Here is a 12,230-nt window from a genome sequence, read left to right as displayed (position 1 = left end):
GTGCGGGCCTCATACAGAGCAATAGCGGTGACCATCCGCAGCCGGTGGCCCCTCTATATGCTCTCCATGCTCGCGGCCAATCTGATCGGCGCGGTGCTGGTCTTCGCTTTCGTGCGGTACGGCGTTCCGATCCAAGAGTCCGACGCGATAGTTGCCGACCGGGTCCGCAACTTCGCGATCTTCGGCGTTTACCTGGCATTCGCCGGTGCCGTCAGCCTCACCGCGGCGGCAATGATGTTGAAGTCGGTCATCCGTTGGCGGCTGCGCGGGGGTCCGCCGACGAGGTCCGAGCAGATGGCGGCACTGCACGCGCCGCTTCGCCAGGCCATCGTCCACCTGGTGCTGTGGATTCTGGGCGGCATCATCTTCGTGTTCCTGACCATCACCGAGATGCCCGGACTCGCGATCGCCGTGATCGTGACGGTCTGCATGGCCGCGACCACGACCTTCGGGTTCACCTACATGCTCGGCGAGCGCATCTTGCGTCCGGTCGCCGCCCAGGCGTTGAGCGAGGGCGAATTCGATCGGACCATGGCGCCGGGCGTCGGAACCCGGCTGGCGATGACCTGGGGACTCGGCACGCTGATGCCCGTCGCAGGCATCATCTTGCTGTGCTCGACGCAGCTCACGACCGATCTCGAGTTCTCCCCCGACTCGCTCGCGTGGGCGATCCTGCTCATCTCGATCATGGCGATCGTGCAGGCCTTTGCACTGTCGATGCTGACGGCTACTCAGATCTCCGATCCGATCCGACAACTGCGACGCGCCATCGAGCGAGTGCAGCGCGGCGCCACGGACGTACGCGTCGAGGTGTTCGACGGCAGTGAGATCGGCCGGCTACAGGTCGGATTCAACCGCATGATGAAAGAGTCCGACGAGCGTCGCCTGCTGCGTGAGCTGTTCGGCCAGCACGTCGGCGAGGACGTGGCCCGGCGCGCGCTGAAGTTCGGTACCGAACTGGGCGGCGAAACTCGATTCGTGGCAGTTCTGTTCGTCGACATGGTCGGATCAACCGGTGCCGCGGCCGAGCGCCCGCCGGGCGAAGTGGTCGAACTGCTCAACGAGTTCTTCCGTGTGGTCGTCGACGTCATCGATCGCCACCACGGTTTTGTCAACAAGTTCATGGGTGATGCGGCGCTCGCCATCTTCGGTGCACCACTCGATCGACCCGACGCTCCGACGGCAGCCCTCGCGGCGGCTCGCGAGCTGCGGTTCAAGCTCAACGACATCACCGGCTTGGACGTCGGTATCGGCGTGAGCGCGGGACTCGCGGTCGCCGGCAACATCGGTGCTGCCGAACGTTTCGAGTACACCGTGATCGGCGATCCGGTCAACGAAGCATCACGGCTCACCGAGCTCGCGAAACTTCGGCCCAGCCGAGTGCTGGCGTCGACGAGCGCGCTGTATTTCGCCGACGAAGAGGAACAGGCCGAGTGGGAACTCGGCGAGCAAGTCCAACTGCGTGGGCGCCGACGACTGACGCATCTGGCGTGGCCCGAAAAGTATCCAGAGGTCGATCCGGATCAAATTGGTTAGGGTGAGTCGATGGCTCAGCCTGGAAATACCCCACGGCGACTGAGACGACCACGCTCGCCCGTGGCCGAGACCAGTCGGGCCAGAGGGCGCTTCTGGTGGTTGAAGTGGCTGCTCGGGGTGGCTCTGATCGCCCTTCTGATCGTCGAGGGAATCATCCTGTGGCCTCGTCTCAACGAGTACTGGCAAGCTCTCACCGAAATCCATTGGGGTTGGGTGGCTGCCTGTGTAGCCGCCCAGGCGGTGTCCCTCAGTGGTTACGCGTCCGTTCAGCAGCGCCTTCTCAACGCGGCAGGTGTTGTCGCCGGTCACCTCAAGAACCTCTCGGTCATCTACGCCAGCACGGCGATGGCGTTGACGTTGCCTGCCGGCCAGGTCTTCTCGACAGCGTTCACGTACAAGCAGACTCGAAAGTGGGGGGCGACGCCGGTTGTCGCGTCCTGGCAGTTGGCAATGTGCGGTGTCATCGCCGCCGCGACTCTGGCACTACTCGGTGCCACTGGCGCAGTGGCGTTCGGCACCAAGGTCAGCCCGGTGACGCTGACGATTTCGCTCGTCGGCATGGCAGCACTGTTTCTGGCGTTGCGATACGTAGCCCAGAATCCCGGCAGCATCGAACGCATCGGGCACCGAGTTCTGGCGCTGTACAACCGTTCCCGCAATAACCCGACCGGGCGCGGTATGCACCGTTGGTCCGAAATCCTCAAGCAACTGGACTCGGTTGAACTCAGTCGGACCGACACTGCGGTTGCCTTCGGATGGTCGGCAGTTCACCGAGTTGCCGACGTCCTCTGTCTCGGTTTCGCTTGTTGGGCAGTAGGAGCCGATCCGTCCTTCGCCGGCCTGCTGATCGCGTTCACAGCGGCGAAAGCGGTGGGCAGTATTCCCCTCATGCCGGGCGGTCTCGGCTATGTCGAGCCCGTGCTCATCACAGCACTGACCATGGCGGGCTCTACCTGGGCGCAAGCCGCAGCAGCGGTATTCGTTTATCGGATAATCAGTTTCGTACTTGTCGCTCTGGTGGGATGGCTCATCTTCCTCGTGTCATTCCGTGCAACCCACCACGAAGACCTCGAGATGGATCTCGAGTTCGAACGCCGCGAACAGCCGGGCGTTTAACGTCGCAACGCTGCCGCCATGTCGTCGAGGTGTGCCCGGCTGATCCGTACCGCTGCCTCCGCGTCGCCGGCTTCGATGGCGTCCACCAACATTCGATGCTCGTCCGCATCCGGCTGACTGTGTGGATGCAGGTCCAGAACCGCGATCAACTCGATCAACGCGGCCCGCAGACGCGGCACAAAAGTCTCGAAGAGTTCCGACAGCACGGGATTGTGTGCCGCATCCACCACTGCCCGGTGGACCGCAATGTCGGCGTCGACAAACGCTGCGTCCCCAGAGTGCGCGGCGGCAGTTCTACCGTCCAACGCCTGCCGCAGAGCCGCGACGTCAACGGCATCGCGGCGCTGTGCCGCCAGCCGAGCCGCTTCGATCTCGACCGCATTTCGCACCTCGACGACATGAAGAATCGCCTCGGCTTCGAGCACGCGCGGCCACTGATCCGGAGGCGTCGTACTCCGTAGGAAGACGCCGGCACCCTGTCTCGATTCGAGCATGCCGAGGCCCGCGAGGGTCCGCACCGCTTCCCTGATGGTGGACCGACCGATACCCAACTGCGCAGCCAAAGTGGTTTCACCTGGAAGTTTGGCGCCGACTTCCCATTCACCGCTCACGATCCGCGCTCGCAGCAACTCCGCAGCCTGGTCGGTGAGCAGCCGACGCTCGACGATCGGTGACACGTTAACTCCTCAGGTTGTCTGATAAGTGATTTCGTTCTAGTGTAGCCCGCATGGCTACAGGAGCACTCCTTCTCGACTGCCGCGGCGGGGCCTGACAGACCGGCACCCCTCCGCGGGGTTTCGCCATGCTGCTCTCTCGACTCGACCGCAGGAGAAACCGAAGATGAGTACTACCCGCGCCAACCGCTGGAACAACCAGAAGCCGTCACCCATGCCGTCCGAGCGCTATCGCGCCGCGTGGGATCGCGTCGACATTCCGACCTTCGACCGAACGTGGCCGTCCAATCGCACCACCGCGGCGCCCCTGTGGGTGCCCGTCGATCTGCGTGACGGTAATCAAGCCCTCGCAGAACCGATGGACCCCGAACGCAAGCGCCGAATGTTCGAACTGATGGTGGCGATCGGCTACAAGGAAATCGAGGTCGGCTATCCCTCTGCGAGCCAGACCGATTTCGATTTCGTTCGCGACCTGGTGCGGTTCGATCTCGTTCCCGACGACGTCACCATCGTCGTATTCACCGCCGCGCGTACGGATTTGATCGATCGGACGTACCAGTCGATCGAGGGACTGCCAAACGCGGTCGTCCACATGTACACCGCGACTGCGCCGACGTGGCGAAACGTGGTTCTCGGCAAAGAGCGAGAAGAGTTGCACGACATGATTTTCCGCGCGGCGCAGGACGTGGCCCGTGGCGGCGAAGGCCACGACGGGTGGCGATTCGAGTTCTCCCCCGAGGTCTTCAACCTCACCGAACCCGATTACATCCTGCAGGTCTGCAACAGCCTCACCGAACTCTGGGACGCCAGTCCCGACCGCCCGGTCATCCACAACCTGCCTGCCACAGTCGAAATCGCCACCCCCAACATCTATGCCGACCAGATCGAATACATGCACCAGAACCTGGCCCGACGCGATTCGGTGATTCTCTCGGTCCACCCGCACAACGACCGCGGCACCGGGGTTGCATGTGCCGAACTGGCAGTACTGGCCGGCGCGCAGCGCGTCGAGGGATGCCTGTTCGGCAACGGCGAGCGCACGGGCAACGTCGACCTGGTCACGCTGGGGCTGAATCTGCATGCACAGGGCGTCGATCCGGAAATCGACTTCTCCGACATCGACAAGATCCGTCGAACGGTGGAGTACTGCAACAGAATTCCCGTCCACGAGCGCCACCCGTACGGCGGCGATCTCGTGTACACGGCATTTTCCGGAACCCACCAGGATGCGATCAAGAAGGGCTTCGCCCATCACTACGAGAGTGCGGAGGCTGCCGGCGTCGATCCGGGATCGGCGCCGTGGGCAGTCCCCTATCTGCCGATCGACCCCGCCGACGTCGGCCGCGATTACCAGGCGGTGATTCGTGTGAACAGCCAGTCGGGCAAAGGCGGAATCGCTTATCTGTTGCAGACCGAGTACGGGGTCGAACTCCCGCGGCGCCTGCAAATCGACTTCGCCTCGCGGGTGCAGCTCGAGACCGACGACTCGGGCACCGAAATGACCGCCGACCAGCTGTGGAAACTGCTGCTGCGCGAGTACGGGTACAACGGAGGAGTGCGTCGGTACTCACTGGAACACACCGCCGACGGTGATCAGTTGTTCATCGCCATTGATCGCGACGGACGCGAGGTCACCGCCGCCGCGAGTGCGTCCGGGCCGGTCGAGGCATTGAGCAAGATCCTGACGGAACAGGGCTCGGACGTCGAGGTCGTCTCGCTCACCCAGCATTCACTGCCCCGCAACCCGGAGTCTTCCGGTAGTGCGAATTCGGCAGTCACCATCGCAGAATGCGTGGTGAACGGCGAAGGGCGCTGGGGCATTGCGGTGCATCAGTCAGTGACAGCGTCGGCGCTTCACGCGGTCTATGCCGCCAGTACACAAACTGTGATGCAGCTCACATGATCTTGCGGAAGGATTTCCAGGGGTCCATAGTTGAAGCTACAAGAACTTGAACATTCAACTACTTATTCAGGAGCTTCCATGACCACCGCAACCTTGCCCACATTGACCGCCGGAACCTGGGTCATCGACACCGTCCACTCCACTGTCGGATTCTCGGTTCGCCACCTCATGGTTTCCAAGGTTCGTGGAACGTTCGACGAGTTCTCGGGAACGATCACCGTTGCCGAAGACGGAACCCCCGCCGTCGAGGCCGAGATCTCCGTGGACTCCATCAACACCAAGAACGAGCAGCGCGACGGCCACATCAAGTCCGCTGACTTCTTCGACGTCGAGAAGTTCCCGAAGGCCACCTTCAAGTCCACCGCAGTGCGCTCCAAGGGCAGCGACTTCGTCCTCGCCGGCGACTTCACGCTCCACGGCGTCACCCGCGAGGTCGAGCTGAACCTCGAGTTCAACGGCGTCAACCCGGGCATGGGCCAGGGCCCCGTCGCCGGATTCGAAGCCACCACCGTCATCAACCGCAAGGACTTCGACATCTCCATCGAGATGCCCCTCGAAGGCGGCGGAGCAGTTGTCGGCGACAAGATCACGATCACCCTCGAGATCGAAGCCGGCCTCCAGGCCTAACAGCACTGTGCGCCTTTATTAACCGCCCGCGGTTAATAAAGGCGCACAGTCGTATGGTGTGAGCGTGAAGAAGTACGCACCATTCCTGCTGATCGACGCCATTCTTGTCATAGTCTTCTGCGCGATAGGGCGCCGTACCCACGAAGAAGCCAATGCGCTCGCCGGTCTGGCGAAGACATCGTGGCCCTTCCTGACCGGCCTGGTGATCGGATGGGCTGCCACGTTCGCGCTGTACCGCGACAAGTTCAACGCCGTTCTCCTTCTTCCCACCGGCATTGTCGTTTGGCTCTCCACCGTCGTCGTCGGCATGATCCTGCGAGTGTTGAGTGGCCAGGGCACCCAGTTCAGCTTCATCGTCGTCGCGACGCTGGTCCTCGGCGCGTTCCTTCTCGGTTGGCGCGCACTCGCTCCGCTGGTAGCGAGGATCCGCACCAAGTCGTAACCAAACTCCACGGCTCGGAACCACCCGAAATGCCCGAGCACGTAGGACACTTTTCGAATGAGCAACACTACGGAGCCCGTCGAACGTAGCGAGAAAGAAGACCGGGGGTTCTTCGGCCAACCCTTTGCGCTGGCGAACCTGTTCGGCGTCGAGATGTGGGAGAGATTCTCCTTCTACGGGATGCAAGGCATCCTCATCTACTACCTGTACTACAGCGTCAGCGACGGCGGCCTCGGCATCAGTCAGGCGGCAGCGACCAGCATCGTCGGCGCATACGGCGGCACCGTCTATCTGTCGACGATTCTCGGCGCGTGGGTGGCCGACCGACTTCTCGGCTCCGAGCGCACACTCTTCTACAGCGCTTCGCTGGTGATGGCCGGCCACATCGCCTTGTCGGTTCTTCCTGGCATGTGGGGTGTGGGTGTCGGCCTGGTCATGGTCGCCTTCGGCAGCGGCGGCTTGAAGGCCAATGCGACCTCTCTGGTCGGAGACCTATATTCCGAACAGGACAATCGCCGCGACGCCGGATTCTCCATCTTCTACATGGGCATCAACATCGGCGGTCTTGTCGGTCCACTGCTCACCGGAGCCGTCCAGGACGCCTGGGGATTCCACGCCGGTTTTGCTCTCGCCGCCGTCGGCATGGCTCTCGGCCTGATCCAGTACACGCTGGGTCGGAAGCATCTTCACGGAATCGGAGCCGAGCCCGGCAACCCGTTGCCTGCAGACAAGCGCGCGCTCTACATCGGGATCGGCATTGCCGCGATCGTCGTCGTCGCGGTCGCCTCGATCACCGGTTTGATCACCGCGGACAACATGTCCGATGTCGTTGTCGGACTCACGATCGTCGCGTCGGTCGGTTACTTCCTCCTCATGCTCACCAGCAAGAAGGTGACCAAGGTCGAACGCAGTCGAGTCTTTGCATTCATCCCGATGTTCATTGCGAGCGCAGCCTTCTGGTCGCTGTTTCAGCAGCAGTTCACCACCGTGCCGGTGATCTCCGACAAACTCCTGGACCGCAATCTCTTCGGTTGGGACTTCCCGCCGACGTGGGTACAGTCGATCAATCCGGTGTTCATCATCATCTTTGCCGGTGTGTTTGCAGCGATGTGGACAAAACTCGGTGACCGTCAGCCGTCGTCGCCGATCAAGTTCGCGCTCGGTACCGGCACGATGGGTCTGGCGTTCCTGGCATTCATCCCGATCACCGGTGGCGGACCGAACAGTGCACCGCTCCTCGGCCTTGCCGGAGTGCTTCTGCTCTTCACCTTCGCGGAACTCTTCCTGTCCCCCGTCGGCCTTTCCCTTGCAACCAAACTCGCGCCCGAGCATTTCCACACCCAGATGGTGGCGTTGTTCTTCTTGTCCGTTGCGTTGGGTTCTTCGATGGCGGGAACCTTGGCCGGTTACTTCGACATCGACGACAGTCGCCCGTTCTTCCTGATCATCGGTTTCTCGTCAATCGGAATCGGAGTACTTCTTGCTCTTGCCTCGCCCTGGATCAAGAAGCTGATGCAGGGCGTTAAGTAGACGGTCTCACTTCACCCACAACCACAGAGCCAACACGAATCCCGCTATCGCTACTGCCACACGCAGTACCGATGGCGGGATTTTCTTGACTACGGGCGGGCCACACCAACCTCCAGCCAACGCTCCGAGCGCCATCGCCAACGCGGCCACCCAATGCACCTGTCCGGAGAAGGCGAAGATGAGTGCAGCCACAAGATTGGCAATGCCGAGAAAGAAGCTCTTCAGGATCGTTGCACGCCACACCGTTTCGGAAGTGAGGATGAGCGTCGCGGCCAGGAAGATGACGCCGGCACCAGCACCGAAATAGCCGCCGTAGACCGCGACGGCAAACAGTGCGGCCGAGTAGATTCCGGGACGGTCACCGCCGCCGGACAACTCACGAATCTTCGGTTGCAGTAGCAACGCGAGCGAGGCGAACACAACCATCGCCGGCACAACGGATTCGAACGAACCTTCCGGTGCCAGCCACAGAATCAGGGCACCGATGATGCCACCGGCAGCCGAATAGAGAGACCAGCGAACAAGTTTCGGACCCGTGTCGGCAACTTCACGGGACGAGTTCGCCAATGCGCCGACGCCCACGGCCACCAACGCGACGGTATTGGTCATGTTCGCGCTGACCGGCGAGAGCCCGACGCTCAGCAGCGCCGGATACGAAACAATCGATGCGAGACCGGTGACAAAACCGACTAGACCGCTGAAGAATCCCGCTACGACGAGGAAAAGGAAATCGAGCAGGTTCACGAACCAGGAATCTACCCGCGGTGCCTGGTACTACTTGTCGGCAGGCTTGCCGAGTTCCTGGAAGAGCTTGTCCGTCATCTGCATTGCTCGATCGCCGCCGTCGGCGTCTGCGACGAACACTGCAAACGCGAAGTCACCACGTGATCCATAGAACCAACGATCGTCACCGCTCGCTGCACCGGCCGCCATCATGTCCGGGTACCCGGCCAGTCCGCCGGCCCCTCGCATGGCGTCGCGCAGACGATTGTTGACGTCGCCGGGCAATGCCGTCGGCGTGACGTCGGCGGTAGCCGGTTGTCCGAATACCATCATCGGCAGCGGGGCACTGCCGCGGGCGATCGATGCCGCGAGCATCGCCATTCCGAACGGAGTCACTGTCGGCGCGTCCGCGTCGTTGGACGTCTTGTTGGCCATGACGTTGTTCATCGCCTGGTCCACGCCGGGGCGGTTCGCGGCAAGTACTGCCGTCTGCTGATCGAGTCCCTGAATGTGGAAGCCGTTGCCGAGTCCGAGTTGCTGCCCGGTGTCGGCCAACTGTTCGGGTGACACAGATCCGGGGTCGACGCCGTTCTGCATCGACGATGCGAGGCGGACCAGATCGAGGGCGCCGCCGGCCGGGCGCAACCCGGTGAATGCGATCGGGCCCTGTTCGATGGCCTGATTGTTCTGTGCTGCAGCCAGAATGGCGCCGTCCGACGGGCGGATCGCGACGATGGCGGCGGGAGTACCTGCACTGACGACGGCTTCGATCGCAGCGAGTTGAGCGTGCGAGTCGAGGGTTGCGGCGACGTCGGGGCCGGGAGGTCCTTGGAAGCCGGCTTGTTTGATCGGGAATCCGTTGGACTCCACCAGGTTGACCGCCCAACCGGCGGTGGCGTCGCGATTGGCCTGCCACACGGTCCGAAGCGGGTCCAGGAGCGGCGAGGTGATACGACGATCGGAGGCGATCAGCTTGGGTGTCTTGACCACGACGACGCCGGGGATCGCAAAATCGCTTTCCAGGTACGCGTAGTCGGGATCGCGGAGCAGTACGGCGGTGACGGGCTTGCCCGGGTTGGCCGCGAGGTCGGCCAGCATCGACTCCGAGGTCACCAACGGTGCGACGGGCTCGAGAACTGCGGCGAGGCGACGAGTGGTGTCGACGGGGTCCGGCATGGTCGTCGGGTCGAGAGTGATCGCGTTGATGGTCTGCTCGTTCATGAGCAGGGTGCCCGTGCTGTCGACCACCTTCGGGGGCGCTGCGTCGGTGCGGGTGTACGAGACGGTGCGCCCGTTTCCGAGGTCGGGAACCAGGACTGACGGGTCCCAGGACACCCGCCAGCCGACGGAAAGATCGCGAACCTCGCCCTGCGACTGGTAGCTCCAGTCCTTGCCTTCGCCGAAGTTCCAGGACGCGTCGAGTGTGAAGAGTCCGGAGTCGCTACCCAGATCCATGACCTGAGCGACGTCGAAGTCGGTGGACATGGCGGCCAGTCCGTCGAACATCTGCTGGATCGAGGGCCGGGCTGCGTTGGGGTACGACGTGAGCGCCGCAGCAGCTTCGGCGTCGTGGTTGTTGAGGGCGGTGACGAAGTCTTCCACCACCGAAGCGGCGTCGGTTTTCTTCTCCCCACCGATGACACATGACGCGAGCGCCACTGTCAGAACGACAGCAGTTATCGAAGCAACGACATATTTTCCACGACGGTTGTGCTGTCCTCCGGGCCCCATGCATGTAACTCTTTACTTCTGTCACACGAGTAACAAGCACGGGATGCCTACGAACGTGTCACGGTTGAGCTACGACGGCGTGATCCAACTGCAACGGAAAACAGGTTTCAGCGCAGAAAAGTGCCCGCTACCTGCACCGCAGGCGAAGAGCTGTCCGCGCCGGCAATGAACACCGCAAATGCGAGATCTCCCTTGATTCCGACAAACCACCCGTGTGCTGGACCACCTTCGGTTTCGGCCGTACCGGTCTTGCCCAGAAGCCCCGGAATGTCCTGCAACGACGTTGCCGTACCGCCTGTGACGGTCTCGCGCATCATCACCCGCAACTGTTCGGTCACCTCGGTGGGAGCCGGTGCCACGGTCTGATCTGCCACGCCGGGCCGTCCCTTGACCAACATCGGCGCGGGTGTCGTCCCGTTGGCGATCGAGGCCGCCACGAGAGCCATCCCGAAAGGCGTGGCGGTCACCGTGCCCTGTCCGATCGCGGACTCGACGCGTTCGGCGGGTGTGTTCGCATCGGGGACGTTGCCCGTCACCGTCGTGAGGCCCGGAGTGACGTAGTCGACGCCAAGCCCGAACTGCAGAGCCGCGTTGTGTAGAGCATCGGCAGGCAGACCGACGGCCATCCTGGCCATGGTGGTGTTGCACGACTTCGCGAACGCGGTGTGCAGCGGAACCGATCCGAGGTCGAACTCGTCGTCGTTGGGGATCTGACGGCCCTCGATGTTCTCGGTACCCGGGCACGCCAGAACGGTGTCCGGTGTAGCGACGTCGGCTTGCAGCGCCGCGGAGGTCGTCACGGTCTTGAACGTGGACCCCGGCGGGTACAGGCCGGTCAACGCAATGGGGCCCTGTGCGTCGGCGGGGGCATTCTGGGCCACCGCCAACACCGCTCCGGTCGACGGCTGTAGCGCTACGATCGCCGCCTGTTGCGTCACCCCGGCGAGCGCGTTCTCGGCCGCGAGTTGCAGTGGTCGGTCAATGGTGGTCGCGATGTTCGGAGCAACCGGCCCGTCTTGGCCGGCGACGGTGGTGACGGTTCCGTTCTGCTTCACCTGCTGCACCGCCCAGCCTGCGGATTTGTCCTGCCCCTCCTGCCACAGATCGGACAGCCCACTGAACGTCGGCGACGCCAAAGTTTTGTTTACCGAGAGCAACCGCGCTTGCGGCGCCAAGCTCACTCCGGGAATCGCCGCCAACCGCTCCTCGATCGGTGCAAGATCCTCGGCACGCAAAGTGATTGCGGTGACCGGCTTCCCGTTCGCCGACGCAAGGTCGCCGCTGAGCGATGTCGCCGTGATCGTCGGCGCGACGGGCGAGAGCAGGGCGGCCACAGCTGCGGTGTCCACCGGAGGAACCGCAGCGGAATCCAGATTGACCAGCGTCACCACCTGCTGCTCCATGATCGGCTGACCCGCCGCGTCCAGCACGGACGGCGGCGCACCGGTCGTGGGCGTGTAGCGCAGAGTGGTAGAGGAGGTCAGGTCCGGGGCCAGCAGCGCCGGGTCCCACTGGATCAGCCAGTTGTCTCCGCTTTTCGACGCGTTTCCCTGCGTCGAGTAGTTCCAGTCCTGACCTTCACCGAACTTCCACGCCGCATCGAGTGTGAACGTCCCCGCAGAATCACCGGACTCGGTGGCGTCGGAGACGGTGAATGTTCCCTCGTCCTTGCCCAGCCCGTCGATCAGAGCCGAAATCGCAGTCGAGGCCGCCGCCGGATCGGTGGTCAGGGCTGCCGCCGCTTGCACGTCATCCGACGTGAGCGCGGAGGCGAACTCCTCTGCCACTGATTTCGGCTGGTCAGGGCCAGAACTGCAGGCAACTACCGATCCTGCGGCCAATACCCCCAGAGCCACGGCAGCCACGGGACGACGGAAAGTTCGGAAGCTCTGACGAGCGTGTGAAAGGCGCACGACTCCGATCATGCCCGAATTTGTGGCGCCGGTTT

At 63.0% G+C, this 12,230-nt stretch carries 10 protein-coding genes; 6 read left to right on the top strand and 4 right to left on the bottom strand.

Annotated features, from left to right (window positions below):
* The first annotated feature begins 57 nt into the window (after window positions 1-57).
* Together B0E55_RS02315 and B0E55_RS02310 are read left to right on the top strand one after the other, a co-directional pair.
* A complete protein-coding gene (locus B0E55_RS02315; RefSeq protein WP_003945952.1) occupies window positions 58-1,536 on the top strand; it encodes an adenylate/guanylate cyclase domain-containing protein in 1,479 nt (492 codons plus the stop codon).
* A gap of 9 nt (window positions 1,537-1,545) precedes the next feature.
* Complete coding sequence (locus tag B0E55_RS02310) at window positions 1,546-2,652, top strand: TIGR00374 family protein (RefSeq protein ID WP_080909006.1); 1,107 nt, start codon at window positions 1,546-1,548, stop codon at window positions 2,650-2,652.
* Here B0E55_RS02310 and B0E55_RS02305 read toward each other — a convergent pair.
* A complete protein-coding gene (locus B0E55_RS02305; protein ID WP_007734477.1) occupies window positions 2,649-3,329 on the bottom strand; it encodes a FadR/GntR family transcriptional regulator in 681 nt (226 codons plus the stop codon). The genes B0E55_RS02310 and B0E55_RS02305 overlap by 4 nt on opposite strands.
* Window positions 3,330-3,492: 163 nt before the next feature.
* Here B0E55_RS02305 and B0E55_RS02300 point away from each other — a divergent pair, with 163 nt between their 5' ends.
* From B0E55_RS02300 to B0E55_RS02285, 4 genes are all read left to right on the top strand, one after another.
* Window positions 3,493-5,229 carry a 2-isopropylmalate synthase gene (locus B0E55_RS02300; RefSeq protein ID WP_029254569.1) on the top strand — a complete coding sequence of 579 codons (1,737 nt, stop codon included), beginning with the start codon at window positions 3,493-3,495 and terminating at the stop codon, window positions 5,227-5,229.
* 78 nt (window positions 5,230-5,307) lie between these two features.
* On the top strand, window positions 5,308-5,856 hold the full coding sequence (locus B0E55_RS02295) for a YceI family protein (protein ID WP_019747097.1): 549 nt from the start codon (window positions 5,308-5,310) through the stop codon (window positions 5,854-5,856).
* 64 nt (window positions 5,857-5,920) lie between these two features.
* Window positions 5,921-6,298, top strand: a complete 378-nt coding sequence (locus B0E55_RS02290) for a DUF3054 domain-containing protein (protein WP_080909005.1) — start codon at window positions 5,921-5,923, stop codon at window positions 6,296-6,298.
* A 57-nt stretch (window positions 6,299-6,355) separates the two neighbouring features.
* Window positions 6,356-7,828 (top strand): peptide MFS transporter, encoded by a 1,473-nt coding sequence (locus B0E55_RS02285; RefSeq protein ID WP_019747095.1) that lies wholly within the window; start codon window positions 6,356-6,358, stop codon window positions 7,826-7,828.
* A 6-nt stretch (window positions 7,829-7,834) separates the two neighbouring features.
* On the opposite strand, the gene B0E55_RS02280 is transcribed toward B0E55_RS02285, so the two are convergent.
* The 3 genes from B0E55_RS02280 to B0E55_RS02270 form a co-directional block, all read right to left on the bottom strand.
* The gene (locus B0E55_RS02280) at window positions 7,835-8,572 is read right to left on the bottom strand and encodes a sulfite exporter TauE/SafE family protein (RefSeq protein WP_003945554.1); all 738 of its coding nucleotides are present in this window, start codon (window positions 8,570-8,572) and stop codon (window positions 7,835-7,837) included.
* A gap of 30 nt (window positions 8,573-8,602) precedes the next feature.
* Window positions 8,603-10,282: an NTF2-like N-terminal transpeptidase domain-containing protein gene (locus tag B0E55_RS02275; protein WP_080909004.1), complete on the bottom strand. Its 1,680-nt coding sequence runs from the start codon at window positions 10,280-10,282 to the stop codon at window positions 8,603-8,605.
* A gap of 107 nt (window positions 10,283-10,389) precedes the next feature.
* Window positions 10,390-12,207, bottom strand: a complete 1,818-nt coding sequence (locus tag B0E55_RS02270) for a penicillin-binding transpeptidase domain-containing protein (protein ID WP_198538383.1) — start codon at window positions 12,205-12,207, stop codon at window positions 10,390-10,392.
* Window positions 12,208-12,230: the final 23 nt, after the last annotated feature.

Origin of the sequence: Rhodococcus sp. 66b (assembly GCF_002076325.1) — a bacterium.
Taxonomy (GTDB): Bacteria; Actinomycetota; Actinomycetes; order Mycobacteriales; family Mycobacteriaceae; genus Rhodococcus_F; species Rhodococcus_F erythropolis.
Note: the sequence above shows the minus strand (reverse complement) of the source record. Positions and strands in the feature narration are given on the sequence as shown.